Origin of the sequence: Mesorhizobium denitrificans (assembly GCF_003403035.1) — a bacterium.
Classification (GTDB): Bacteria; Pseudomonadota; Alphaproteobacteria; order Rhizobiales; family Rhizobiaceae; genus Mesorhizobium_G; species Mesorhizobium_G denitrificans.
Map to the genome: position 1 here is coordinate 284,936 of NZ_QURN01000003.1, position 26,675 is coordinate 311,610.

At 59.1% G+C, this 26,675-nt stretch carries 24 protein-coding genes; 12 read left to right on the top strand and 12 right to left on the bottom strand.

The window, feature by feature from the left end; all coding sequences use genetic code 11:
- Genes DY251_RS04760 through DY251_RS04780 form a run of 5 tightly spaced genes read right to left on the bottom strand, consistent with a single transcriptional unit; the run spans nucleotide 1 to nucleotide 4,837 of the window.
- The gene (locus DY251_RS04760) at nucleotides 1-909 is read right to left on the bottom strand and encodes an ROK family protein (RefSeq protein WP_116622703.1); all 909 of its coding nucleotides are present in this window, start codon (nucleotides 907-909) and stop codon (nucleotides 1-3) included.
- Nucleotides 906-1,715 carry an alpha/beta fold hydrolase gene (locus tag DY251_RS04765; RefSeq protein ID WP_158553220.1) on the bottom strand — a complete coding sequence of 270 codons (810 nt, stop codon included), beginning with the start codon at nucleotides 1,713-1,715 and terminating at the stop codon, nucleotides 906-908. Before DY251_RS04765 ends, DY251_RS04760 begins: the two co-directional genes overlap by 4 nt.
- Nucleotides 1,712-2,548 carry a sugar phosphate isomerase/epimerase family protein gene (locus DY251_RS04770; protein WP_116622705.1) on the bottom strand — a complete coding sequence of 279 codons (837 nt, stop codon included), beginning with the start codon at nucleotides 2,546-2,548 and terminating at the stop codon, nucleotides 1,712-1,714. The genes DY251_RS04765 and DY251_RS04770 overlap by 4 nt, the downstream gene beginning before the upstream one ends.
- Nucleotides 2,548-3,624, bottom strand: a complete 1,077-nt coding sequence (locus DY251_RS04775; RefSeq protein ID WP_116622706.1) for a Gfo/Idh/MocA family protein — start codon at nucleotides 3,622-3,624, stop codon at nucleotides 2,548-2,550. Before DY251_RS04775 ends, DY251_RS04770 begins: the two co-directional genes overlap by 1 nt.
- On the bottom strand, nucleotides 3,608-4,837 hold the full coding sequence (locus DY251_RS04780; RefSeq protein WP_116622707.1) for an ROK family transcriptional regulator: 1,230 nt from the start codon (nucleotides 4,835-4,837) through the stop codon (nucleotides 3,608-3,610). Before DY251_RS04780 ends, DY251_RS04775 begins: the two co-directional genes overlap by 17 nt.
- A 173-nt stretch (nucleotides 4,838-5,010) precedes the next feature.
- On the opposite strand from DY251_RS04780, the gene DY251_RS04785 reads away from it, so the two are divergent.
- The 12 genes from DY251_RS04785 (at nucleotide 5,011) to DY251_RS04840 (ending at nucleotide 19,840) form a co-directional block, all read left to right on the top strand.
- Nucleotides 5,011-5,754 carry an ATP-binding cassette domain-containing protein gene (locus tag DY251_RS04785; protein WP_116622772.1) on the top strand — a complete coding sequence of 248 codons (744 nt, stop codon included), beginning with the start codon at nucleotides 5,011-5,013 and terminating at the stop codon, nucleotides 5,752-5,754.
- Nucleotides 5,755-5,796: 42 nt separating this feature from the next.
- Nucleotides 5,797-6,774, top strand: a complete 978-nt coding sequence (locus DY251_RS04790) for an ABC transporter permease (RefSeq protein ID WP_116622773.1) — start codon at nucleotides 5,797-5,799, stop codon at nucleotides 6,772-6,774.
- Between the two features lie 92 nt (nucleotides 6,775-6,866).
- A complete protein-coding gene (locus tag DY251_RS04795; RefSeq protein ID WP_342633552.1) occupies nucleotides 6,867-7,820 on the top strand; it encodes a sugar-binding protein in 954 nt (317 codons plus the stop codon).
- 71 nt (nucleotides 7,821-7,891) lie between these two features.
- Nucleotides 7,892-8,923, top strand: a complete 1,032-nt coding sequence (locus tag DY251_RS04800; RefSeq protein ID WP_116622708.1) for a hydroxyacid dehydrogenase — start codon at nucleotides 7,892-7,894, stop codon at nucleotides 8,921-8,923.
- A gap of 258 nt (nucleotides 8,924-9,181) precedes the next feature.
- Nucleotides 9,182-10,138, top strand: a complete 957-nt coding sequence (locus DY251_RS04805; protein WP_116622709.1) for a helix-turn-helix domain-containing protein — start codon at nucleotides 9,182-9,184, stop codon at nucleotides 10,136-10,138.
- A gap of 97 nt (nucleotides 10,139-10,235) precedes the next feature.
- Nucleotides 10,236-12,263, top strand: coding sequence for a hydantoinase/oxoprolinase family protein (locus DY251_RS04810; RefSeq protein WP_116622710.1), 2,028 nt, complete (start codon nucleotides 10,236-10,238; stop codon nucleotides 12,261-12,263).
- Entirely contained in the window at nucleotides 12,264-14,231 is a 1,968-nt protein-coding gene (locus DY251_RS04815; protein ID WP_116622711.1) for a hydantoinase B/oxoprolinase family protein, read from the top strand. It begins immediately after the preceding gene.
- Nucleotides 14,232-14,335: 104 nt separating this feature from the next.
- Nucleotides 14,336-15,196 (top strand): FAD binding domain-containing protein, encoded by an 861-nt coding sequence (locus tag DY251_RS04820; RefSeq protein WP_116622712.1) that lies wholly within the window; start codon nucleotides 14,336-14,338, stop codon nucleotides 15,194-15,196.
- Nucleotides 15,193-15,663, top strand: coding sequence for a (2Fe-2S)-binding protein (locus DY251_RS04825; RefSeq protein WP_116622713.1), 471 nt, complete (start codon nucleotides 15,193-15,195; stop codon nucleotides 15,661-15,663). Before DY251_RS04820 ends, DY251_RS04825 begins: the two co-directional genes overlap by 4 nt.
- On the top strand, nucleotides 15,660-18,041 hold the full coding sequence (locus DY251_RS04830; protein ID WP_116622714.1) for a xanthine dehydrogenase family protein molybdopterin-binding subunit: 2,382 nt from the start codon (nucleotides 15,660-15,662) through the stop codon (nucleotides 18,039-18,041). The genes DY251_RS04825 and DY251_RS04830 overlap by 4 nt, the downstream gene beginning before the upstream one ends.
- A gap of 33 nt (nucleotides 18,042-18,074) precedes the next feature.
- Nucleotides 18,075-19,457: an aspartate aminotransferase family protein gene (locus DY251_RS04835; RefSeq protein WP_116622715.1), complete on the top strand. Its 1,383-nt coding sequence runs from the start codon at nucleotides 18,075-18,077 to the stop codon at nucleotides 19,455-19,457.
- Nucleotides 19,454-19,840 carry a nuclear transport factor 2 family protein gene (locus tag DY251_RS04840; protein WP_116622716.1) on the top strand — a complete coding sequence of 129 codons (387 nt, stop codon included), beginning with the start codon at nucleotides 19,454-19,456 and terminating at the stop codon, nucleotides 19,838-19,840. Before DY251_RS04835 ends, DY251_RS04840 begins: the two co-directional genes overlap by 4 nt.
- A gap of 106 nt (nucleotides 19,841-19,946) precedes the next feature.
- Here the strand turns inward: DY251_RS04840 and DY251_RS04845 are convergent, their stop codons facing one another.
- From DY251_RS04845 to DY251_RS04875, 7 genes are all read right to left on the bottom strand, one after another.
- Complete coding sequence (locus DY251_RS04845; protein WP_116622717.1) at nucleotides 19,947-21,134, bottom strand: ABC transporter substrate-binding protein; 1,188 nt, start codon at nucleotides 21,132-21,134, stop codon at nucleotides 19,947-19,949.
- A 38-nt stretch (nucleotides 21,135-21,172) separates the two neighbouring features.
- Nucleotides 21,173-22,261 carry a branched-chain amino acid ABC transporter permease gene (locus tag DY251_RS04850; protein ID WP_116622718.1) on the bottom strand — a complete coding sequence of 363 codons (1,089 nt, stop codon included), beginning with the start codon at nucleotides 22,259-22,261 and terminating at the stop codon, nucleotides 21,173-21,175.
- Between the two features lie 3 nt (nucleotides 22,262-22,264).
- Entirely contained in the window at nucleotides 22,265-23,170 is a 906-nt protein-coding gene (locus tag DY251_RS04855; protein WP_116622719.1) for a branched-chain amino acid ABC transporter permease, read from the bottom strand.
- A gap of 1 nt (nucleotide 23,171) precedes the next feature.
- Complete coding sequence (locus DY251_RS04860; RefSeq protein ID WP_116622720.1) at nucleotides 23,172-23,906, bottom strand: ABC transporter ATP-binding protein; 735 nt, start codon at nucleotides 23,904-23,906, stop codon at nucleotides 23,172-23,174.
- Complete coding sequence (locus tag DY251_RS04865; RefSeq protein ID WP_245415859.1) at nucleotides 23,903-24,748, bottom strand: ABC transporter ATP-binding protein; 846 nt, start codon at nucleotides 24,746-24,748, stop codon at nucleotides 23,903-23,905. The genes DY251_RS04860 and DY251_RS04865 overlap by 4 nt, the downstream gene beginning before the upstream one ends.
- An 89-nt stretch (nucleotides 24,749-24,837) precedes the next feature.
- Nucleotides 24,838-25,809 carry a 5-oxoprolinase subunit C family protein gene (locus DY251_RS04870; RefSeq protein WP_116622721.1) on the bottom strand — a complete coding sequence of 324 codons (972 nt, stop codon included), beginning with the start codon at nucleotides 25,807-25,809 and terminating at the stop codon, nucleotides 24,838-24,840.
- Entirely contained in the window at nucleotides 25,799-26,674 is an 876-nt protein-coding gene (locus DY251_RS04875; RefSeq protein ID WP_116622722.1) for a 5-oxoprolinase subunit B family protein, read from the bottom strand. The genes DY251_RS04870 and DY251_RS04875 overlap by 11 nt, the downstream gene beginning before the upstream one ends.
- Nucleotide 26,675 lies beyond the last annotated feature (1 nt).

Below are 26,675 nucleotides of genomic sequence, written 5' to 3' on the forward strand. Positions count from 1 at the left end.
TCAGACTCCGGCTAGGGCAACATCGTCGCTCAGGCTCATCGCACCATGAATCGCCGCCTGCCAGCCCAAACTCGCCCAGCGAATGTCGAGCGCGTATACGCCACTAATGATCGGCAGCACTTGCGCTATGCGCTCTTGCAAAAGCTCTCTCGGATAATCGCCAACATCCACCACCCCACCGCCCAACAGCAAAATGCGCGGCGAAAGCAAGGCAACCGCAGAAGCGGCAATGCAGGCTTGAGTCCAGATAAATTCATCGATGCTCGCGCGCACTGCGGACGTCGCGTCACTGCGGAAAAGGTCTGACACCTTCACACGGTGATGATCTGCAAGTTGTGCGAGCGCTTTGCCAGACGCAAACGCTTCCACGCGCTGCGGCGTTGGATGCATATCCGGTCGATGTACCGGCATGTGGCCGATCTCAAGCGCCCAGCCGCCGCCACGAAATATGCCATCAGTGCCTAGATATGCCGCGCCTATGCCAGTGCCAAAATAAATGGCGAGAACGTCATGCGCACCGACAACAGCGCCAGCATGGCTTTCGCCGAGCAGTTGCAATACCGTGTCCCGTTCCAGCTTCACATCGACGTCGAGTTCCTTCGAGAGCAGCGATGCGAGCCGCAAGCCGTTCAACTCGGGAATGTTTGCCGTGTTAAGCACCGTGTCCTGATCTTCCGCAAGGAAGCCGGGAACAGTCGCCACGACCGTCTTCGGACTAAATCCAGCTTCCGCGCACGCTTCGCGCAGGATCGATGCCAGTTCGCTAACCGGGAATGCTTGCCGCAGTCGCTCGGTTGAAAATGTACGGCTGTAAGGCGCGACCAATCCGCCTTGGGCGAAGCCGACCTTGACTGATGTGCCGCCAATCTCTGCGACCGCGATTGTTCTGGGATCAGATGGCGATGTCATGCCAGCCGTTCCAGAAAATCATGGAGTGCTGCGCGGAACTCATTAACATATCGCGTGCGATCAACCGCCTTCGCCGTAATCTCGCAGAAAGTTGCGTTGGGGAAAACGCCTGCCAGTTCTCGCGCATAGGCAAGCGGATGGACGAGGTCGTGCCCGTGTCCGATTACCAGCACCGGGCAATTGATACGCTGGGCTTCCTCTCGACTAACGCCGGGGTCGTCATTCGCGATGCGCATCAGAAGATTGCCGAACTCGCGCGGTTTCGAACGCTCGAAAAAGCCCACAAGGCTGGCGAGATTGTCGGGGGCCTCGCGACGAAGCTGCCCTGCGCTTTGACCTTGCAGGAAGATTTCTCGCGCAATTTCTGGTTCGTACGACAGCAGCAGTTCACCGACTTCGGCATACACCGCCATGTTTGGCGGCGCGGGTTCGAACAACCATGCGGGACGAGCAAGCACAAGCGCGCTTGGGCGGAGATTTCCCTTGACGGCGAGCCGGAGCGCCAGCGCCGCACCCATTGAAATGCCGCCCAAAATGGGCGCATCTACCTTCAGTTTGGTCGCCATCCGCTCGATGTCCCGCGCAAATGTCGCCAGTGAAAGTGCGTTTGCCGGGCCGTAATCCGATGTAGCGTGCCCGCGGCATTCAAGCGTTATGCGCCGCGTTCCAGGTTGTTCTCCGAACGCCTCGGCTACCTGCTTGCGGTCGCCGCCAAGGCCGTGCTGGAAAATAAACGCCTGCCCGATTCCCTCGTCATCGTAGGCAAGGTTCACGCCTTCGCTAAAAACGGTCGCGCTAGTCGTCACGACTGTTCCACCTTGCTCAATGTTTTGCGGAGGAAGCTTCCGACGGCCGCCGCGTCAGAGGCATCAAGGCCGTGCGTGACCAGCGGACCATTGAAGTTTGCGCGTTTCAGCCGGGTCAGGAAATGATCGAACTCGACAACGCCCTTGCCCGCGGCAACAAAGCCGCCTTGCGTGTCGCGATCCTTCGCGTGTGCCATGGCAATTTCTTGTGCGAGCAGATCCACCGCCTGCTCTATGATCTTGCGCCGTTCGTCGCGATCTGCGCGCTCGAACAGATTGGCTGGATCAACGATTATCTTTATGCGCGCGCTGCCAACTTCATCAAGCAACCGCCGGGCGGATTGAGCATCAGAAACTACGTTCGCCAATTCAGGTTCGACGCCCAGTACAACGTCATAGCGGTCAGCCAGCACCACCGCCGAGTCCATCTCTTTGCGTAGATCGAACCACGCGGATTCTGATGCGTTGTCCGGGTGCCAGCGCCACTGATCTTCCGCGTCTCGGGTGCCCGTGCAAAGCGACACCATCGATGTACCCATGGCAGCGCATCGCTGCATGATGACTTCCAGACGCTGCATTCCTTTCTTGCGTACCGCTACATCCGGGTGGATCATATTGTAGGTCGCAGAAACTGCCGCGATGCCTACGCCAATTCGCTTCGCCGCCTGGCCGACCTGCGCGGCGATGTTTTCGTCCAGCGCGTCCGGCATCGATGGAAGGCCCAAACAGGCCAAATTGAACTGGGCGACCTCATAGCCCGCATCAGCCACGGCACGCAGTGACTGTTCTGCACCCATTTCCGGAAAGGTCTTTGCGAAAATCCCGACTTGCATCACAACGCCCCGGAAACCTCGTCCAACCGAACCGGCTTTCCACTATCGACGGAGCGCGCAACCGCGACCATGCCGCGAACAGACGCAATACCATCATCGATATTCGCGCCAATCATAGGCTTGTTGTCGAGCACGACATTGGCCAGCCCCTCAAGCTGGCGGCGATAGAAATGACCGTCTGCGCCCAGCACGCGATGCCAGCTCGCATCGGCCTCGCGGAAAATATCGACCTCGCTCGATTTGTAATACCAAGGATTGTAGGTCTTCCCGAGGATGCTGCCCTTTTCGCCGTAAATCTGAAAACCTTCGTGCCAGTCCATGCGCACCGAAACAGTCAGGTCGAGATGGCCGACAACACCGTCGGCAAAATGAATGGTCATGAACCAGCAATAAGCGCCGAACCTTTCGGTCAGCCTCGCATCGACAGCTTCGATCGGCCCGAAAAGATGCCGCGCCGTATCGAGCAAATGGCTCCCATGCGCCAGCATGTAATAGCGCCGCAGATCCGACTTCGGATTGATGGCCGGCTTGCGCGCATTCTTGCTCGTCACGATCAGCGGCTGCACGGCGTCCGTCATTGTGTAGCGATGAGTGCTGTCGCAGTACCAAGCCTTAAATGCCAGGTGCTGCCCCATCTCCTGATCTATGAAAGCCTTCGCGGCTTCAATGCCGGGGTCGAAGCGCTTCATGTGGCCGACTTGCAAAACCTTGCCGCTTTTACGCACGGCTTCGCCCAGCTGCTCAACTTCTTCTACTGCGACGCCGAGAGGCTTTTCGCAAAGAACATGCTTGCCTGCCTCCAGCGCCATTTCGCAGGCGCGCACATGGAACGCGTCCGACGTTGCGACCACAATCGCGTCCACGTCAGGATCGGCGAGCATGTCGCCATAATCGGCGTAGGATTTGCGCGGCTGGAACATCGCCGCCATGCGCTCGCGCAGATCGTCGGCCACATCGCATATCGCGAAAAGCTCCGCGTTGCGCGCTTTGGTGCACGATTCGAAATGTGCGGCCTGCGCGATCGGCCCACATCCGAGCACGCCCACGCGCAGCAGCCGATCATCCTTGCCTGGCATAGAAAGTTCCTTCTAAATCATCTGCTTGTGGCCGAAGTTCAAAGCGAGGATCGCCACCCAACGCCATTTGATGAAGCACAAGCGCAGCACCCACAGCTGCACCGTTCGCGCCAATGCCGGAAAGCCCGATGGTTGGCGCCGGGTAACCCTCGACCAGCGCTGACGCCAATTGCGTTCCTACCTGTTCCTGCACGAAGGGAAAAACGGCGCTGACCGAGCCTGCTAAAACGATGCGACCAGGCTGCAGCACGCTGGAAAGAATAGCCAGCCCGCGCGCAAGCCAATGCGCCCAATCGCGCGCCGCGCTCATCGCCGCAGGCTCGCGCTCGCCCAAAGCACGCAAATAGCCATCCAGCGTAGCACCCTGCCCGCCAATGTGAGCATAGCGCGATAGCAAAGCGTCCTTGCCGATATAGGTCTCGAACCGGCCGGGGCGTTTGGCATCATAGACAAAACCTTCGGGGCCGACCGGCATGTGCCCGATCTCTCCCGCGCCGCTGAATTGGCCGCGATAGAGCCGTCCATCGCTCACGATGCCGCCGCCCACGCCGTTCTCAATCAGCACGACCAGCGTGTCGCCAACGCCCGCTGCCGTTTCTCCGTGATAGGCTTCAGCCAAGGCAACTGCGTTCGCATCGTTCTCAACGAAAACAGGCAATCGATCATTGCCTAGCTCACGCTCGACCATTTTCACGACGTCAACATCGTGCCAGCCGAGAATCGCAGCGTGATAAACAAAATCTTTGGATGACACGAAGCCTGGCACCGCGACATTCAGGCCGAGCACGCGCGCGTTCGAACCCAGACCCGCTCGCGTCTCATGAACAAGCTCTGCAAGCACCGAAATCGCCGCAACCGGGTCGCTGCCTGCACCTCGGAAGGGGCGCACGGATTGCGTGCGGATCGTGCCGGACAGATCAACACCGACCACCATGATGGAGTTGACGGCGATATAGGAGCCAAGAAAAAATATATCGGTTCCCGCCGTCTCGATCAGGATACCGGGACGCCCGACGCGGGCTTCGGTGTCGTCGCCTTCTCCATCCGAAGCGTCGCGCTCGCGCACGAGGCCTGTCTGCACCAGCGACTGCACAATAAGACCCGTAGTCGAGCGCGTAATATCAAGCCTGCGAGCCAGCTCCGCCCGGCTGATAGCTCCGGCAAGAAATATCTCGGAAAGCGCCTTGAGTTCGTTGGCGCTCAGCGCAGCCATTTGAACGCACCCTCATAATTTGTATCTTATCCGTACTATTATCCCTTTCAATTCGATGTCAAAGGCAAAAACATGCTGCATTGCAGCATATATTTTAATCCATTCGCCTATTGACCAAGCGATCTGTAGGTGATTTTGTGCGATACAAATACAAATTGCCGTGGGAGGAAGCGGTGACCGTTCTTGCTCGGCTGGAGCACATCGTAAAGGATTTCGGCGCTGTCCGAGCTTTGGACGATGTTACACTCGACATCAATCACGGCGAGGTTCTCGGCCTTATGGGCGACAATGGCGCCGGGAAATCCACGCTTGTCAAAACAATCGCGGGGAACTTCCAACCCACATCCGGCAGCTATTCTCTGGACGGCCAGCCGGTGCATTTTTCGGGGCCGGCGGAGGCACGCCGCCACGGCATCGAGGTGGTCTATCAAGACCTCGCCATTTGCGACAATCTGACTGCGGCAGCCAATGTGTTTCTAGGCCGGGAAATGATGAAGCGCGTTGGCCCGTTCAAGGTGCTCGACCACAAGGGCATGAACAGGCGCGCAAACGAAATATTCAAAGAACTCAAATCGGAAACGCGCCCTGCTGCGCTGGTCAACCGCATGTCGGGCGGGCAGCGACAAGCAGTTGCGATTGCGCGCACCCGTCTTTCCGAATCGAAGATCGTACTGATGGATGAGCCGACAGCAGCCATCAGTGTTCGTCAGGTGGCGGAAGTTCTCGCTCTTATTCGGCGCATGAAGGATCAGGGCCTGTCTGTCATCCTTATCAGCCATCGTATGCCGGACGTTTTTGAAGTTTGTGATCGCGTCGTCGTCATGCGGCGAGGCCGCAAAGTGGCCGACAAGCCAATCGCTCAATCAAGCCCCGAAGAGGTCACTGGCCTCATCACCGGCGCAATCCAGTCAGCTTGAGGGAGGACGACTATGACAAATCATCAAGATCGCGCTCCCGGAATGGATGTGGACCTGCTGCAAGGCTCGACTTCGCCGTGGCGTGGATTGTTGCTGGCGCAAGAAAGCTGGGTTGCCCTTTCCATTCTCGTGCTTGGTCTGATCGTGAGCTTCATCGCGCCCACCTTTGCCAGCGCCGGCAATCTGCTCAACGTGTTTCAGAACGCGTGCTTCATCGGCATCATGGCGTTGGGCATGACGCCCGTTATCATTAGCGGCGGCATCGATATTTCCGTCGGTTCGATCCTGGGCATGTGCGCGGTAACGTTGGGCATCGTGCTCAATGCCGACATGCCGCTCGCGGTTGGCATTATCGCAACGCTGGCGATGGGCATTGCGTGCGGCGTGTTCAACGGCGCGATCATCTCCTACCTGCAATTGCCGCCGTTTATCGTCACGCTAGCCACGCTCTCGATTGGCCGCAGCCTCGCTCTCGTGCTGACAAACAACGAGGTTTTCTACGAATTCGGGCAGGCCACTGCGTCAATTATCGCGCTGGGCGGCGGTTACACTTTCGGCTTTCCGAATGTCGTCTATGCACTGATCATCGGCGTCATCATCCTGCACATTTTGCTGACGATGACCCGCTGGGGCCGCTATCTTTACGCTATCGGCGGCAATGAATCGGCGGCGCGCCTCGCGGGTATTCCTGTCGATTTCATCAAGATTTCGGCTTACGCGTTCAGTGGCCTGATGGTTGCGATAACCGCTATATTTCTGGTCGGCTGGCTTGGCGCAGTCACCAACTCCATCGGCACCGGCTACGAATTGCAGGTCATCGCGTCGACCGTGATCGGCGGCGCATCGCTCAATGGCGGCTTCGGCTCGGCATTGGGCGCTGCCATCGGCGCAATTCTTGTCGAAGTCATCCGCAACGCACTTCTGATCGCGGGAGTGAATCCGTTTTGGCAAGGAACCTTCGTGGGCTGTTTCATCCTCGCGGCGGTCCTTCTGGAAAGAATCCGGTCTCTGCGTCGCTAGGCCGGCAATTGCAACACGTTTAACGGAGGAGTGGCATGTCACTGAAAAATGTATTGAAGGTCACGGTTGGCGCGGCTGCGTTGGCTTTGGTCATGTCCGGTCCCGGCATGGCGCAGGAAAAAGAGTTCGCTCTGGTGTTCAAGGTTTTGAACAACGCGTTCAGCCCGCCCATTAAAGCAGGCTGCGAGGCAGCTGCTGCCAAGCTCGGCGACGTTAAATGCACGTATGTCGGCCCGACCGAATATGACGAAGCCAAGCAGGTGCAACTTGCGCAGGACATGGTAACGCGCGGCGTTGCCGGTCTTGGTGTTTCGGCAGGCAATCCGAAGGCTATGGCGCGCATCATGAAGATGGCGCAGGAAAAGGGCATTCCGGTTGTCACCTTTGACACGGATGTTCTGCCAGAGGACGCAGGACTTCGCTCGACCTATATCGGCACCGACAATTACGAGTTCGGTCAGGCGCTTGCCCAGAAGGTTCTCGAAAGCGGCAAGAAAGGCGGAACGGTCTGCATCCAGTCCGGCGCGCCCGCTTCTGAAAACCTCAAGGCGCGCGTTCAGGGCATCCGCGACACGCTTGCTGGCGTGACGAAGGACAAGGGTGTCGAGAGTCTGACCGGCCAGAACGGCTGGACCGAGCCGGCGGGTTGCCCCGTCTACAACAATGACGACATCACGCTTGCTGCACAGCAGGTGCGCGACGTCATGACCAAAAATCCGAAGCTGGATGCCTTCGTGGCTGTTGGCGGCTGGGCGCAATATGCACCGCAGGCTTACAAGCAGGCGATGGAGCCGCTTAAGGCGCGTCTCGACAGCAAGGATCTGGTCGTTGTGTTCGGCGACAATTTTGGTCCGCAGCTTCCGTTGCTGGCTGAAGGCCTGAGCCAATTCAACATCGGCCAGCGCCCTTACGACATGGGTTATGAAACGATCATGGCGCTCGACAAACTGACCAAGGGCGAAAAAGTCGAACCCTTCATCAAGACGGGCACGGAAGTCTGCACGCCCGCAGATGCACTCACAACCTGCGGTAAGGTTGCTAACTAACTTACCGCTCCTCCCCGCTCCCGGCCTTCGCGCCGGGGGCGTCAATTTGTCAGGCTTTCCGGTGGCGAGGAATGACCAGAAAAGATTTTCGCATTTTCATGATGGCCCACCCGCGCAAGATCGAAGACATCTTCGAGGACGCGGACCTCGCGAGACTACATGCGCTTGGCGAAGTCACTATCAATCGCGGATCATCGATAAGCGATGAGGAATTCAACGCTCAGGCGCGCGACTGCCATGTCATCATGGGGCAGTTCGATATGCCAGCCGAGCGTCTCGACCAATGTCCGAACCTTCGCACCATCATCAATCTCGAAGGCAATTTTCTACCGAACATCGATTACAAGCACTGCTTTCGAAAAGGCGTTCGCGTACTTTCGGTTAGCCATGTATTTGCCGAGCCGGTTGCGGAAATTGCCGTCGGCATCGCGATAGATCTTGGCCGCGGCATAAGCCGGTCGGACCGGCTGATGCGGCGCAGAGAAGAGCGCTGGGGGCTTGAGGCGAACCAAAACGCGCTTTCGCTCTACGATGCCAAAGTCGGTTTCCTCGGCTTCGGCGATCTCGGTCGCGCGCTGCTTCCGCTACTGAAGCCATTCAGGACGAGTTTCAAGATTTACGACCCCTGGATACCGGAAATGGTTATAGAGCAGGCTGGCGGTGCAGCTGCCGGCATGGACGAGGTGCTGGCCACGAGCGACTTTGTATTTGTGCTCGCAGGCGCCACACAGGACAATCAGGGTTTTCTGGGCGCGCGCGAATTCGGTCTGATGCGGGATGGCGCGGCCATTTTGCTGCTCAGCCGCGCTTCAGTCGTCAATTTTCCCGAGATGCTCGAAGTTGCGCGCAGCGGCCGCATAAAAATCGCCACCGATGTCTACCCGGATGAGCCATTGCCCAAGGACGATCCGACCCGAGACGTCGAAAACTTGCTCCATTCGCCGCATCAGGCAGGCGCATTGACCAGTGTGCTCAAGCATATTGGTCGAGGCGTTGCATCGGACGTGGAGTTGGTCGCGCGCGGCCTGCCACCGATGGTGTGCAAACAGGCGCAACCTGAAACTGCGGCTCGTTTCCGAAGCAAGCCGGTCGAGCAAAGCTAGGCTCTTGGCCCGCAGCCAGACAAAAGGCTCTGGCTTACACAATCAATTGATCGACGCGCCATTTCGCTTTTTCGATCATTGGCATTTTTGAGATGACCGCGTTTTGGACAGGTGTTAATTTTCACCATCTTTTAGCCGCTATGCGACAAGACGCTGCTGATCGAGACGCTATACTGAGGAACAAGAAACAAAATAAACACGGGAACTGGTGAGCTTCGCAAGAGCCGCCCCGACAGGCCCTCGGCAAGGAGGTCATGGATGGAGTACTCGACACTCGCAGCAGAAGCTGGCAAGCGCGGTGCATATTGGACGGAAGCAGTTTGCAGCGCATACTTTCCGCTAACCATGCAATTCAAGGCCGAAGATACATTCAACGGTCGGCTTAAGAATTGGGAGTTGGGCATAACTTCGCTCTCGCACCTGGAGAGCGACGCCGTGCATTATAGCCGGAGGCAGAACCATCTCGTCGAAGAGATGGAGAACTCCCTGTTGATCACGATTCCGGAGTGGAACGAGGTCAGCTTTCTCCAATCGAACCGTGACGCCCGCTGTGTGCCCGGCCATTTCCTGATTGAGCGCGGTGACGCGCCTTACGAATTCTCGTATGGAAGCGCCAATTCGCTCTGGGTGCTCAAGGTTCCGAACTCTGCGCTACGCGCACGCGTCGGCTCGCCGGACCGTTTCGCCGCGCTGTGTTTCAATGCACAACAGGGAGTGGGTGCCTATTTTGCGGATAAAATCCGCGCAACCGGTCGCAGGCTTGATGAGATGACCCCACCCGTGCGCGAGGTCGTCGGCCAACAATTGATCGATCTTCTGTGCCTTACAATACAGGATGATCCGAGGATCATGGCTAGCGGCATGACATCGGTGCGCGCGGCTCATCTTTTCCGCGCAGAGCAATTCATCCGGCAAAATCTTGCCAAAGGCAGCATGCAGCCACAGGAAGTCGCGGATGCTTGCGGCATCTCACTGCGCTATCTCCAGCGGCTGTTCACCGACAGCGGACGCTCGATCTATGAATGGATTCGCGAGCAGCGCCTGTTGATGTGTGACGAAGAGCTTCGCCGGAACCGTTCGCCCCAATCGATTGCGGAAATCGCGTATCGCTGGGGTTTCAGCGACCATTCCCAGTTCTCCAAAAACTACAGGCACTACTTCGGACGTTCGCCCACTCAGGCGCGCTCCGATTACCGTGAAAGATTACGCAGTTAACACGACGCCCAAAGCGTCCTTCCACCATTAGTTCTTTGCGAATGTCTGCCTCGCGGCAGGCAAACGGCTTCCCTTTGTCCTTACGAGAGACCCCTATATGGCCAGCACCAGAGTAGCAGTCGATGTCGGCGGAACCTTCACAGACATCTGTATCATGGACGAGGAAACGGGCGAGCTTCGCATCGAGAAAACCTCATCCACAGCGGACCCAATCGTCGGCGTCATCTCCGGCGTGGAGCGCGCCGGGGTTGACCTGTCGCAAGTGTCGATGTTCTCACACGGCACAACGGTAGCAACCAACGCGCTGATCACAAGACGGCTGCCGCGCACCGGCATGGTTTGCACGGAAGGTTTTCGCGATGTGATCGAAATCCGGCGCGCCAACAAGCAGGACTTATGGGACACCTACAAGGACGTCGCTCCTCCTTACGTGCCGCGCCGTGACCGTCTGACCGTACCCGAACGTATCGACGCATCCGGCAAAGTCATTACGCCGCTTGATAAAGACGCGGCGCGTGATGCTGCGCGCATTTTCAAGCGGCGCGGCGTGAAAGCTGTGTCCGTCTGCTTCATGAATGCCTTTGTGAATGGCGAGAACGAAAAGCAGATGCGCGATATTCTGCTTGAAGAAATTCCTGGTATCGCTGTTTCCATCTCGTCGGAAGTCATGCCGGAAATCTTCGAGCATGAGCGCTTTTCCACCACCGTTGCGAATGCGGTTTTGAGCCCTGTGGTCGTCGATTACACCACCCGTTTGGGCGACAGCCTTGCGAAGAAGGGCTACAGCCGCGACCTTCTGCTGCTGCATACAGGCGGCGGCGTGATGACGCCGAAGAGCGTGAAGGATTTCGCCGCGCGCCTCGCGGGTTCGGGCATTGCGGCAGGCGCAATCGCCAGCCGTCACATCGCTACACTTTGCGGCTATCCTAACTCCATCGGCCTCGACATGGGCGGCACTAGCACGGACGTTTCGCTGGCCTATGAAGGTGTGTCGCGCGTTACCAAGGATTGGTATATCGAGTTCGGCTATCCAATCCGCTTCCCCAGCATTGAAGTGCTGACCATCGGTGCTGGCGGTGGCTCGCTGGCATGGTTCGATGAAGCAGGTTCGCTGCGCAACGGCCCACAATCGGCAGGATCAAATCCCGGTCCTGCGTGCTATGGCAACGGCAATAAGACCCCAACCAACACGGACGCCAATGTCGTGCTTGGCCGTCTCGGCACCAGCCTTGCTGGCGGTGAGTTGATTCTGAAGGCCGACCTTTCAACCGAAGCCGTCCAGACAGGCGCAGCCGACCGGCTCGGCGTTTCGCTGCACGAAGCTGCAGAGGCAATCGTCAAGGTAGCAAACGCCAACATGGCCGACGCTGTTCGTCTTATCTCGATCAGTCGCGGCTACGATCCGCGCGACTTCGCCCTTGTCGCTTTCGGCGGTGCAGGCGCGCTGCACGGAGCCGCGGTGGCGCAGGAATTGTCGATCCCGGTCGTGATCGTGCCGCCCAATCCGGGTGTGACGTCCGCACTCGGCTGTCTGCTAGTCGATATCCAGCACGATTTTTCCGATAGCTTCATGGTGGATTCCGCTTCCACGACGCCGGAGGCAATCGAGGCAGGATTCCAGCGCTTGGAAAAAGAAGCGGTCGCACGTCTGGTGCATGAGGGCGTAGCGCCAGAGGATATCACCATCGGGCGCTCAGCGGAGATGATGTATCAGGGCCAATGGAGGTCGCTCGCCGTTTCCGCCCCCTCCCCTGTAACGGATGTGGCCGCGCTTACTGCACGCTTCCATGTCGAACACGAGCGCGAATACAGCTTCCGTCGCGACGACGCGCCGATCAGCTTCTTCCGGCTTGGCCTGAAAGCCACCGGCCTCGTGCCCAAGGCTAAGCTGAAGGAGCATAAGCCGGAAAGCCGCAAGCCCGAACCCAAGCTGTTTCGTACGGTGTGGTTCGACGAAAAGCCCCACGAAACACCAGTTTATGAGCGGGACGATCTTCCCTCCGGCTTCACTTTCAAGGGACCAGCCATCGTCGAGCAGTTCGACTCCACCACGGTCGTACCGCCGGGTACGAGTGCAACCGTCGACAAGCTTCTCAACATTCTCATCCACATCAAGGGGGCTTGAATGAGCGCCGAAACCAACTTCAACGGGCTCGATCCGGTTACTTTCGAGGTCCTGAAAAACTCGTTCATCACCTCCGTGGACCAGATGGCCGAGCAAATCCTGCGCACCTGCTATTCATTCGTCATCTACAACCGCGACTTCTCAAGCGCGCTGCATGATGCGGAGGGCAATTCGGTTGCGCAGGGCACGCAGGATATCGCCGTGCATGTAGGCACGCTTCACTTCACCTGTAAGGCTGTCATCGAAGCGTTTCGCGATGAAATGCTGCCGGGCGATGTCTACGCAATCAACGACCCTTACGCGGGCGGAACGCATTTCAGCGACGTGCGCCTGATCCGTCCGATTTTCGATGAGGACGACATTATCGGTTTCGCGCAGTCAAACGGCCACTGGTCCGATCTTGGCGGCAGCGTTCCCGGCTCGTTCGACGTCGCAGCAAAAGACATGTTCCGCGAGGCGGTGCGCATTACGCCCATCCGCCTTTTCCACGGCGGACGGTTCTGCAAGGACGTCGCAAATATGATCGCGGCGAATACGCGTGATCCTCGTTCCATCATTGGCGACATTCATGCGCAGGCGCAGGCAACCAACGTTGCGGAGCGCGACATTCTACGCCTCGTCAAAAAATATGGTCGCAAGACTGTCGTGGACGGCATGGCCGCAGTTCAGGATTACGTCGAGCGCGCGATGCGCCATCGCATCGCGGCATTGCCGGACGGTGTTTGGGAAACGGTGGACTACATCGACCGCGACCCTGCCGCTGGCGAAGGCATGATCCCCATTCGGGTCAAGATGACCATCAAGGGCGACAAGGTTCATTACGACTTCACCGGCAGTCATCCGACGATCGGATCGATTTACAACTCCGCGCCGGGCGCCACCTTCTCGGCCGTCGCCGCTGGCATGAAAACCTTCTTCCCGGACCTGCCTCTCAACAGCGGATTTTATCGCATCTTTGATATCACCGCGCCGGAGAACAGTGTCGTCAGCGCGCAATGGCCGGTCGCCGTTACAGGCTTCCTGATGCCCTTCGAAAAGATCATGAATTCGATTTACGAAATGTGGTCGAAAATCCTGCCGGAACGCGCCATCTCCTGCTCCTTCAATCTGGAATATCTGCTGACTGGCGGTCTTGACGCCAGAACTCCTGAGAAGCCGATCTTCATGTTCTATGACTGGTTGCCCGGCGGCTGGGGTGGGCGCAATGGCAAGGACGGTTGCAACGTCACCACCGCTTGCTTCGGCACGGGTTTGATGGCGCAACCGGTCGAAGGACAGGAACGCGTCAATCCGGTGCTCACCACGAAATTCGAGATCAAGCGTGACTCCTCCGGCCCCGGCAAATTCCGTGGCGGTGCGGGCGTGGAAAAAGCCTCGATCCTGCTGGAAGCCGAGAAAACCGTCATCTCCTATATTTGCGACCGCGAGCGCGCGGTGGTGTTTGGAACGAATGGCGGTCTGCCTTCCATGCCGCACGGCCTGTCCATCTATCGCGCCGCGACGGGCAAGGAAGAATGGCTCGGTTCGGTATTCTCGGACGTATCAATCGAAACCGGCGACATATTCTCGCGACCTACAGCGGGCGGCGGCGGCTTCGGCGATCCGCTCGAACGCGACCCCGAACGCGTGCGCGAGGATGTGATCGATGACTATGTGTCCATCGAGCGCGCCCGCAAGGACTATGGCGTGGTGCTCAAGCCCATAGACGTTGAACTTGGTGAGTATGAAATCGACGCCGCAGCCACCAAGGCCGAGCGCGCCGACATTCGCGCTAAGCGGCAAGCCTGGGCAACCTCGGACCCACAAGCGATTTCCGACAAGTACAAGGCGGGCGAGTTGGACGCCATGGACGCGGTTCGCCGTTACGCTGTCATTCTGGATTGGGACAGCGGCGAGGTGTTGCCCGAGACGACGGCTCAGTTCCGCGAAATGTTCCAGAAACGAACAGCCGCCCACTGGCGCGATTAGAGTTGGAGATTCCGAACGGAGACATCCACCCCTTCCCCGTTGATGGGTAAGGGGTGGGAGTACGCCGAAACCTGGCCCACCCGAGCAAAAGGCAGGCGCAGTTTATGACGGAAGCAAATAGCGGCTCGGATGTTCTGCGTCCCATCACCATCGCCGGCGCGCTTGATGCGCTCGGCGGCGGACGGCAGATCATGGCGGGCGCGACGTGGCTGATGCGCGCCCCCGTTCGCGGTGAAGCGCCGCCCAAAGCGGCGGTACTGATTGGCTCCATTCCGGAGCTTCAGCAAATTTCCATCGGCCAAGATCAAGTAACATTAGGCGCGGGCGTGACGCACACCAAGCTGGCGGAGGCCCTTGCAGGTGTGCCTGCCTTGAAAGGGCTGGTGACTGCGGCTTCGCGCGCCGCCAATCCGCCTATCCGTGCAGTTGCCACGCTTGGCGGGAACCTCTGCACGGCTGCTTTTGCAGCGGGCGATCTCTCCCCGCAACTTTTGGCGTTAGATGCCCGCGTCACTTATGCGACGAAGGATGGCACGCAGGATATGGACATGTCGCAGTTTCTCGCCGCGCGCGGCAATCTCAGCGGCGGTCTGCTCACCCGCGTGCGCATACCGCTTGGAAATTTCCGCTCCGCCCATGCTCGTCTGCCATTGCGCAAGGCGGGCGACTATCCCGTTGCCATTGTCAGCGCGCGAATGGATCAAAACGAAAGCCTCATGAGGCGCGTTCGCATTGCCGTCGGCTCGGTAGAAGCCACGCCGCGTCGCTGGAGCGGACTCGAGGCAGCCCTCGAAGGTCAGCCATATGATCTCAAAGCGATTGCAGACAGCGCTGGCAGTTTGACGAACGAATTTACAGGACGCGATGGTGTTGAAGCGGACGGCTGGTATCGAACAAAAGTGCTCCCAGCACTGGTGCGGCAGGTGTTCGAGGATTTGAGTATGCAGTTCGCGGAGCGCCCATGACTATGCGCCTGTTCATCAACGGCGAAGAGCGCTCGGCAGCGGTCCATCCTCTCACCCCGTTGGTCGATGTCATACGCGACGAACTCTTGCTCACCGGCACAAAATCGGTCTGCCGTGAAGGCTTCTGTGGTGCGTGCACAGTCCACATCGATGGCGTGCCGACCATGTCTTGCCTGCTGCCAGTGATAGCTGCGGAAGGCAAAGCGGTCACAACCATCGAGGGCGTCGGCGGCCCCGGCAATATGAATGCCGTGCAGCACGCGCTTGAAGAGCATGATGTCGTGCAGTGCGGCATGTGCTTTCCCGGCATGGTCATGTCGATGACGGCCTATATGGAAAGGCGTCCCGCTGCGCCGCGCGCCGACATAAAGGCTGCTATGTCTGGCAATATCTGCCGCTGCACAGGCTATGAGCGCATCATTGACGCTCTCCTTTCGATCGCCGCAAAAGAGGACACAACCGCATGAGCAGGACCGCAGATCCAGCCGCGGCGGTGATGGACCTTCCGCGCCGGGACGCCCCGGACAAGCTTGCGGGGCGTACGCGCTACACTGTGGATATGGCGGGCCCTGGAACGCTCCACGCAGCCATCCGGCGCGCTGATATTCCGCGCGGTCGCATTATTCGCGTTGAGAGCGGTGTTGCGCGGCAGATGCCGGGCGTGCGCGCTATCGTGACCGCGCAAGATGCACCTGGTACGCATGGCATTGGCATTTCCGACCATCCGCTCTTTGCCGGAAAGGAAATTCGCTACAATGGCGAACCGATCGCGGCCGTAGCGGCCGACACGCTGGAGCAGGCGCGAGCCGCCGCTGCCGCAATCATCGTAGAGGTCGAAGCGCTCCCTCCAGTGCTAACCATGGCCGAAGCGCTGTCGCCATCTGCGCCGCTCGTTCACGAAGGCTGGAAAGACTACGGCGTGCTGTTCGAAGGTGGCGCACGCAAAGGCAATATTGCGTGGGAAGCCAAGGTCGTTCGCGGCGATACCGACGCCGCTTTCGCGCGACCGGACGTGACCATTGTTGAAGGTTGCTATGAAGTCGGGCGGCAGAGCCACATGCCGTTTGAGCCACGCGCGGCAATCGCCACCTTTGAGGATGGCCGCCTGCACCTCGTCACGTCTACGCAGGTGCCATGGACCGTGCGCGCGGTAACATCGAGCCTGCTCGGCATCCCCTCCTCGCAAGTGCGTATTACGGTGCCACCCGTGGGCGCCGGCTTCGGCCTGAAATTCGATTGCACTATTGAACCAGTCGCCGCGCTGCTTGCATGGAAAACCGGGCGACGTGTCTCCCTTGCCAATTCGCGGCAGGAGGAAATGGCTACCTGCCTGTGCCGCGAGAACGCGCAAATTCGCATTCGCTCCGCCGTCACCACCGAAGGCGAGATTGTCGGGCGAGAAGCAACGGTTTTGATGGATTGCGGCGCCTATGGCGGCGAGCAGATATTCCTCACCACCATGACCGCGCATACGCTTGGCAGCAATTATCGTCTCGGTTCGGTGCGGCTATCCACACGCGCCATCTATACGAATACGCCGCCCAACGGTGCGTTTCGCGCCTGCAACGGTGTCTACAACACATTCGCGCTTGAGCGGCATACAGACGAAATCTGCGCCGCGATTGGTATGGACCCTGTCGAGTTCCGCCGCCGCGCGGTGTTCCGGGACGGCTCAATTGGCTCGACGGGTCAGGTGTTTGAAGGCGAAGTGCTGGTTCCCATGATCGAGCGAATGGAAGCGCTCAAACAGAAGTCCGGATCCAGAGAAGCAGAAGCTGGAGGGCGTCTATATGGTCGAGCGACCACGGTTGGAAGCTGGTTCGTTTTCGTCGGCCCCTCCGCCGCAACGGTAAACCTGAACGCCGATGGCAGCGCAACGCTCGTCACGTCGGGCGTCGAGATCGGCTCCGGCACGATGGTGCAGGCCCTGCCGCAGATCGTTGCGGGGCAGCTCGGCATTCGTCCGCAAGATGTTGTGGTGAAAGCCGCAGACACAGACGCTGCTGGTTATGACGTCGGCGTAGGCGGCGGTCGCACAACCGTATCGCTCGGTGCAGCAAGCGTGAAGGCTTGCGAAGATGTTCTCTCCAAGCTGCTGCCGGTCGCGGCTGAAATGCTCCAGACCTCGCAGGACAATCTTGTGCTGGGCAAAGGCCGCATCGAAATTGCGGGGCGTAAGGGATCAGGTGCGACCATCGCTTCAGTCGCGCAGCGCGCTCAGGCTCTTCATGGACCGGTCACTGGTTCCGGCTCATTCACCGGGCAAGGTGTGCCATCCATGGCCGGCTGCGCGATGGGCCATTTCATCAATGCAATCGACATTCCGATTTTCGCTGTGCACGATTGCGAAGTGGCCGTCGATCCTGACACCGGCCACGTGGAAATTCTCTCCTACAAGGTGGTGCAGGATGTCGGCCGAGCGCTGAACCCGCGCGCGATCCACGGCCAGATTCAAGGTGGCGTCGTTCAGGGCTTGGGCTATGCCCTGCATGAAGATGTGACCATCGACGCCAAGGGACGCATCGCTCAAGATAGCTTCGAAACATACCGGATACCGCTCGCGCAGGACGTCGTGCCTGTCGAGTTTGAGCTTTTTGAAGGTGCGCCTTCGATTGGCCCGCTGGGCGTCAAGGGCGCGGGCGAGGTGCCAATCCTCAACGTCGGTGCGGCGGTTGCCTGTGCAGTTGCCAACGCCACCGGCAAGCCGGTTAGCCGCTTGCCCCTAACACCGCCGCGTGTGCTTGGCTTACTCGTTTCAGACGAGCCGCCTCTCGATCATCCTCACATCGGGAAAGACTGGTCCAGCAACGTAATTGCTTTGCCGCAATCGGTCCGAGCAGGTTAAGATACAACATCTTTTTGAACACTCGGAGTAGCCATGAGCGCCCTGTCAAATTCGCTTGCCGCAACCGACATCGCATCGACGATGCACCCATACACAAACCTTCGCCAGCACGAGGCGACAGGGCCGCTCATCATCGCCCGTGGCGACGGAGTTCGGGTCTATGACGACCGTGGCAAGGAATATATCGAGGGCCTGGCTGGCCTCTGGTCAGTTGCGGTTGGCTTTTCGGAAAAGCGCCTGGCGGATGCTGCCTACAAACAAATGCTCCAGCTCCCCTACTATCACACCTTCTCCTCCAAATCGCACGAACCCTCGATCCGGCTGGCGGAAAAGCTGGTGGAGATGACGCCCGAGCCGCTCACCCGCGCGTTTTTCACCTCCTCAGGCTCGGAAGCGAACGACACAATCGTCAAGATGATATGGTTCATGAACAATGGACTTGGGCGCCCGCAGAAGAAAAAATTCATCTCCCGCGTCAAGGGCTATCACGGCATCACGGTCGCGTCGGGCAGCCTGACGGGCTTGCCGGGAAATCATCGTGATTTCGATCTTCCCGCAATTCCGGTCCATCACCTCACCTGCCCACACTTTTATCGCTTTGGGCAGGAGGGCGAGGACGAAGCCGCGTTCACTGCGCGCCTGCTGGCTGAACTCGAAGCCGTCATCGAAGCCGAAGGTGCCGACACGATCGCTGCCTTCATCGGTGAGCCTCTGATGGCCGCAGGCGGCGTGCTTCCCCCGCCCGCCGGTTATTGGGAAGGCGTGGAGCGCATTTGCCGCGCCAATGACATACTGATCATTTCCGACGAAGTGATTTGCGGCTTTGGACGGCTCGGCACTCCATTCGGCTGTCAGAAATACAATTTCACGCCTGACATTATCACGCTTTCCAAGCAGATTACGTCATCCTACATGCCGCTCGCTGCGGTCATGTTCTCAGAGCCGATTTATCAGGCAATCGCCGACAATTCCGCCAAGCTCAACAATTTCGGCCACGGATTCACTGCATCCGGGCACCCCGTTGCAACAGCGGTCGCACTAGAAAATCTCGCCATCATCGAAGAGAAAGACCTGATGGGCAACGCAGCGCGTCTGGAAGAGAAATTCCAGGCCGGCATTCGCAGCTTTGCTGACCACCCACTCGTGGGCGAAGCGCGCGGCGCGGGCCTCATCGGTGCGCTGGAACTGGTTGCCGACAAGGCCACCAAGCGGCCATTCGACCCGGTCGGGCGCGCCGGTGCCGTGGCAAACCGCATCGGCCACGAAGAAGGCCTGATTTTCCGCTCTATCGGCGACCAGCTCGCGCTTTGCCCGCCGATGATCGTCACCGAGGACGACGTCGCTGAAATTATGGCCCGTTTGGGTCGCACGATGGACCGTCTGCCTGCAGCGCTTGCGGCTGAGGGCATCGCGTGAGCGACAACGGAATCACAGCAAGGCGTCTTGCCTTGCTGGATAGATTCCTTGCGGCCTGGAACGCGCGGGATGTGGATGGGTTGATGGCCTGCATGGCGCAGGACTGCGCGTTTCACGCCTCCGCCGGACCAGACGCCGAAGGCCGTAAATTCGTTGGGCGCGATGTAGTTCGCGCCTCTTACGCCGCGCTTTTCGACACGTTTCCGAAAGCAGCGTGGACGCGTGGCAGCCATGTTGTAACTGGTGATATCGGCCTGTCTTCCTGGCGCTTTGTCGGCACGAATGCTTCGGGCCAGCAGGTGGACGTCGATGGCTGCGATATTTTCACCTTCGCGGGCGACCTGATCGCATTGAAGGATTCGTATCGCAAAGCGCGAACGTAACCGCATCCCATTTTCAAACCCCGAACAAAAAAAAACGCCCGGCCAAGCTTTGACTTGGCCGGGCGCGGGGTATTGCAACCGGCGCCGATCCGGTTGCAAAGCCGCTTTATTTCAATAGCGCTTCAAGCGGCACCGGCTCGGAAATGGTCCAGCTATCGACCACGCCAGGCTTGCCATCCTTGACCTCGATGATTTCATACTTGGTCGTGTTCTGGTGATGCAGTTCCGCGGAGAAAGTGCGAGGACCAAAAATCGTTGGCTCGTTCTTCATCTTTTCAAGCTCGGCAACCACGGCGTCTGCGTCGGTCGTACCTGCGCGTTCAACAGCCTTTGCCCAAACGTCGATCATCACGTAGCCCGGATAGGCATACTGGCTGGAAGGATCAGAACCCGTCTTTGCTTTGTAAGCAGCGTTGAACTTGCTGACGTCGGGATTAGGATCGTCGCCATAGATCGAGCCCTGCACAGGCACGTAAAAATTGGTCAGGTCTGGAACGGCCGAGAGCCAGTAGCTGCCGTCCATGCTCGACCCATTGAGGATCGGCGCATTGATACCGGCGGCCCTGATCTGCTTGACGGCAGAAACAGCGCCCGGCATCATGGTGCAGAGCATGATCGCGTCCGGCTCCTGCGGCAGAGCCTTGATGCGCGAGATCTGGGCGGCAATCGAAGCGTCCTCATTCTTGAACGTATCTTGGCCGACCAGCTTGGCGTCTTTTAGCTTTGGCAGCATCCAGTCGAAACCGTCGCAGATACCCTTGTTGTATTCAGTCCAGGTATCGAGCAGACGGTAGAAGTTGCGAGCGCCCTTCTTGTTGTAGGCCCATTCCGCCATGGTAGCACCCTGCACGGCAGCAAGTACTGAAGCCGAGAAGGAATGCGGGCCGACGCCCTGAATACCGGCCTTCACCGATTCAGCGCAAAGGAAGAACGAAATCTTGCCGGCATCTTCCGCCGCAAGTGCAGCCGGTGAACCGAAGTCGTAATCGCACGAAACGACTACAAGGTCGGCGCCGCCGTCGATGACAGTCAGACCGGCTTTGGCGCCTTCAGCGCGGTCGGTCTTGGTGTCCGCCTTGATGACTTCGATCTGCTTGCCAAGCAAACCACCGGCGGCATTGATCTCGTCGATGCGGATCATGGCCGCATCCTGCGCAGGCTTGTCATAGGCTTCCATAAAGCCGGATTCCGCCGTAGCGAAGCCGACAATGATCTTGTCGTCATCGGCCAACGCCGGGAAGGCGCTGGAGACGGCGATCAGCGCCGTCGCTAATAGTCTTGTCTTGTATGCCATTGACGTCTCCTATGGTTTGGCCATGAGTCCGCGGCCGTTCACTTCGTTTTCTTGCGAAAGAGCGTGACTTCGCGATTGCCCATAAGGCCAGTCGGGCGCAATGCGAGGATCACGATCATGATGATGCCGAGCGCGATCTCCTGAAGCCCCTTCGGAATCGCAAAGGTCGAGTCGCCGATCGGCACGCCCGCCTCAAGCCAGCGGAGAGCTTGAATGAGAGCGGATAGAAGCACGACCCCGATGACACCGCCGGAAAGGCTGCCCATCCCACCGACAACGAGCATCGACAGAGTGGTGAAGGTGAGGCCGAGATAGAAGGTGTCGGGCGTGACTACGCCGACCGAGTGGGCCATGAGCGCACCGCCCAGCCCCATGATTGCACCCGATACCGCAAACGCTACAAGGCGCTCGCGGGGAATATCGACGCCGGAAGCTGCAGCCGCTGTTGGTTCGTCACGCGCAGCACGCAGAGCCAACCCTGAACGGGAGATAGCATGCGCCCAGGCAATGAAAACCGCGACGACCGCAGCAATCATGTAAGGCCAGATCGTGCGAACGATCGGAATGCCCACGACCGAAGAGGTTGCGCCCGTTACACTTTCCCAATTCGAATAGATCGCATTGATCATAGCCAGCACGGCGAAGGTCGCAATCGAGGCCGCGATGCCCGATAATCGCATCAGCACGCGTCCGAATATCAGCGCCATAACGCCCGCGAAAAGGGAGGCTAGAACCGCCGCTTGCCAATATGGCAGCTTCGTTGCAAGCAGCCATTCGGGAAGGCCGGGCAATGATATTTTCTTCATCGCCGGATTGATCGTGAGCCACGCCGCCGCATACGCCCCAAGGCATGTGAAGGCGATGTGGCCGAAGCTCATCACGCCCGAATTGCCGATGAATACATACAGCCCGACGACTAGTATAACCCGCACGAATACGTCGATCACAGTCTGGTTGAACGGGCGTGACCCGATCATGAATGTAATCACCGCGATGGCGACCAGCAGCAGCGAAAGCAGCAATGGCGTCCATATCGTGCGGCCGGCAAGCGAAAAGCGGGAAGGCTGGCGAACGGCGATCTTGTCGCTGTCCAGCGCGTGGGTGTCGACTGTGGTCGCGTTGGACATGGTTCAGACCCTTTCCTTGGTGCCGCGGGCGACAAGGAGCCCCTGCGGTCGAAAGAGAAGCACGAGAATGACAGCGCCGTAGACGAACGCGTCTCGGAATGGACGGGCATCGACGGGCAGCACCACTTGCATGACGACAGACGCAGCGCCGAGCAGGAAGCCAGCAAGCACTGCGCCGCCGAGACTGCCTAGCCCGCCGATAACAGTCGCAATAAAGGCCATCAGCATGATCGCCGCGCCCATCTGAATGTCTGCGGTACCGGTCTGGCTGCCGAAGATCAGCGCAATCGCTCCGGCCAGAGCCCCAGACAGCGCAAAGGCCAGCATAATCACGCGATTTGCGCGCACGCCCAACATGCGCGCCATGGCAAAGTTTTCAGCCGCTGCTCGCATTTCGAGGCCGAACCGCGTGCGGCGCAGAAAGATCGTCAGGCCGGCCAGAACCAGCAATGTCGTAACGATGGTGATGAGCTGCAGCAGCGGTAGCCGCGCACCGAAAATCTCCACGGGCTGCGAAAGTGCAGGCAGCAGCGAGATGGATTTTGGTCTGCTCGTGAAGAGCATCAGCAGGAAGTAGCGGATGACGAAGCCGAGCGCGAAGGACGCGATCATCATCGTTGCGGGGCTGGCATCGCGGAAGCGTCGGAAGACGACGATCTCGCACAGCACCGACAGGCCCGCCCCCACCAGCACCACAAAGGGAATGAGAAGATACCACGGCAAATTACCCGCGAAGACAATTGCCACCGCATCGACCGATGGCCACAAAAGCGCAAAGACGCAGAAGGCTATGACGTCACCATGCGCGAAGTTGACCAGCCGCATGACACCGAAGATGAGCGCGATGCCAAGCGCCCCGAGTGCATAGAGCGAACCAAGCGTGAGAGCATCGAAAACAATCTGAAGCATCTCAGTGATCCTCATATCCGAAATAGGCCGCCTGGATCTGGTCGCCGGTGCCAACCTCGCGCGCATCGCCCTCCAGCACGATCTGCCCGCCACGCATCAGCACCATGCGTCCGCCTGTCATCACCGCGCGCGTCGAACTTTGCTCGACGATCAGCAGCGTCAGGCCACGTTGGGCGCGCAACGCCATCAGGCGCTCATAGACCTGATCGGTAATGTTCGGCGCGAGGCCAAGCGATGGTTCATCGATGGCGATCAAACGCGGATTGGTCATCAGCGCGCGGCCAATCACCAGCATCTGTTGCTGACCGCCGGAGAGCAGACCGGCCTGCCCATTTCGCCGCTCACGCAGGATCGGGAACGTATCATAGACCGCCTCCAGATCGGACGCGACGCGAGCACGCCAGCCATTCTTGCCGACATGCATACCGGTGCCGACGAGGAGATTTTCCTCCACGCTTAGCGAACCGAATACGTGACGCCCTTCCGGCACCATTGAGAGGCCGAGCCGCGCGATATCTTCTGGCGCCAAGCCAGCAAGCGACTTGCCGTCGAGGCTGATGCTTCCCCCGACGATGGGCGTGACGCCTGCGATCGCCCGCAGAAGCGAGGATTTACCCGCTCCATTCGGACCCGTGATGAAAAGAATATCGCCCTCATTCAGCGAGAAAGAGACACCGCGTACAGCCGTCAGGCGGCCATAGCGGATGACAATATCGGAAACGTCGAGCAGGCTCATACGAGCGCCTCCATGGGCACGGGCGCGTCGGCGGCGGTGCCCATATAGGCATGTCGCACCTTTTCGCTGGCACGGATCGCAGCCGGTGGTCCCTCCTCTATAACCGCGCCGGAATCCAGCACCACAATGTGGTCGCTGAGGCCCAGCACCAGCCCGACATTATGCTCGATCAGCAGAACGCCACATCCAAGCTCGTTCGCGATGCGGCGGATCAAGGCAGCGAGATCGCTTGCTTCCTGCGCACTCATGCCCGCAGCGGGTTCGTCCAGAAGCACATGATTGGGCCGCCCCATGAGCGCTCGGCCAATCGCCACGCGCCGTTCATCGATATATGGCAGCGTGCCCGCGATGCGTCCTGCAAGATCACCTATGCCCATCCAGTCGAGCATGGCTTCCGCTTCTGCGATAGCATGCCGACGGGTCTGTCCGAGACCCACGCCCGTCACTTCGAGATTGTCGAGCACCGCCAGATCGCGAAAGAGCCTGCCGCTCTGGAATGTCCGCGCGACGCCGCGGCGGCGCACTTCATGTGGCTTGAAACCCATCAGCGATATTTCGCCCAGGCTCACCTTGCCTTCGGTCGGAGCCTGAAAGCCCGTCAGCACATTGACCAACGTTGTTTTGCCCGCGCCGTTAGGCCCGATCAAACCGGCAATCTTTCCCTTGTCTACCGTCAAATTGACAGAAGACAGCGCCTTTAACCCTGCAAAGGCGACAGAGATATTCTCAGCGCGCAGATGACCTACCATCATCCATTCCTTCTCACCCGCTTTGGAGAAGGCACGCGACCTCGATGCCGCCAACACGACGTCATGGTCACGATTGTCTTCCCCTTCGATCACTGGCCACATCTAACGCGCGGCTTGGATCATTAATTGCGCCGTCGCCGACGCGTTCTCTGCGGCTCGTCCTCCAGCCGCTTTGGCCCTCGTTAGGTGGCCAGATAATCCTCCGCCTTCTGCTGATGAACACGACGCTCGGCGCGCGCGGCAAGCGCTTGTTCAAGCGTGACCGGCGCGAAGCGCGCTGGCGTGTGCGGCTGCAATTGCGCGATAAGATCCATGTCTGCGGAAATCACCACGCCCAACATCATGTAGCCGCCGCCCGACACCGCGTCGCGGTGCAGCACGATTGGCTCCGTGCCACTCGGCACCTGAACGGAACCATACGGATAGCAGGCATCGACGATGTTCGACGGATCGGAGCCCGCGCCGAAAGGTGGCTCGCGCGGCACGAATTCAAGCGGTGTGCCGCCACGGAAGCGATAGCCGATGCGGTCGGCTTCCGGCGCGACTTTCCACGTATCTTCAAAGAAGCGCTTGCCTGCCGCCTCGGTAATGCGATGCCAGTAAAGCCCCGGCACCATGCGCAATTCCACCGGAGCCGTAACCTGTCGATGATAGGATGCGGGCAGAGAACGCCCTGCTTTGCCAGAACCCTTGCCAAGCGGCAGCACATCGCCGGCCTTCAGCACGCGGCCTTCAAAGCCGCCCAGTGCGCCCAGCACATAGGTCGTGCGCGAGCCAAGCACGAGCGGGACGTCGATACCGCCAGAAATCGCGATGTATGCACGTGCGCCGCTCTTGAGGTAACCGAAAGAAAGCTTGTCGCCGGCTTTGACCGCAAAGCTTTCCCAGCCGGGCTGTTCCACGCCATTGACCTTGGGCGGCAAATCACCGCCGGTAACAGCGACCACTGCCGGCTGCTCAAACTCAAGCTCCGGACCCATGAAGGTTGCTTCCAGCAAGGCCGCGCCGGGTTCATTGCCCACTAGCAGATTTGCAATGGTCGTTGCGAAGCGGTCCATGCCGCCTCCTTCCGGAATGCCCAGATGATAATAGCCGGGTCTGCCTAGGTCTTGAACGGAGGTCGAAAGACCGGGGGAAATAACCTTAACGGCCATTGAGCAGCTCCGTCAGCTTGGCATTGGTGCCGTAGATGTCCGCGTTGAAATCCTTGAGGCTGAACGTGCAGTTGCGCACCGTCGGCTCCCAGCGGTTTGCTTCGATGGATTCAAGCGTCGCGTCATATTCATCGCGGCCAATGGCCTTGAACTTCACGATGTCGCCGGGCTTGAACAGGCACATCTCATCCGTGAGGTAACGCACCTTACGGGTCGGATCATAGATCGGCGCAGGCGTAACGCCATACATTTGATAGCCACCCGCGCCGCGGACGGAATAAATCGCCGCAAAGCAGCCGCCGTGACCGATGGTCAGCTTGGGCGTATCGGTGCGCGGACGCAGATATTTCGGAGCCTGAATCTGCTGCTTCCGTTCGACCATCTGGTACAGGAACGGCAAGCCCGCCACGAAGCCGACCATCGACACGAACCAAGGCTGGCCAGAATAGGCCGCGATAAATTCATCCACCGTCGCATAACCGTTGATGCGGGCCGAATATTCGAGATCGGTCGAGTTCGGGTCCTGGTGGCGCTCGCGGAAGCGCAGGCATGTCTCATGCGTCCAGGGGTCTTGAAAATAGACCGGCAGTTCGATGATCCTCGTTTTCAAAACCGGATCGGACTTCGCCGCCGCATCCTCGAACGACTGCAACTCCTTCAAGAGGTCATGCGGGTCGACGATGTCGGGGTTGAAACGAATCTGGAAACTGGCATTGGCGGGACAGATTTCCGTCACACCCTTGATATTGGCTGCCTGCACGGCATTTGTCATGGACAAGCCGGTGAAAAAGGAAGTCAGCGACATCTCTTCGGACACTTCCCCGAAGATGTGTTCGTCGCCGCCGAAGTTATAACGGATCGACATT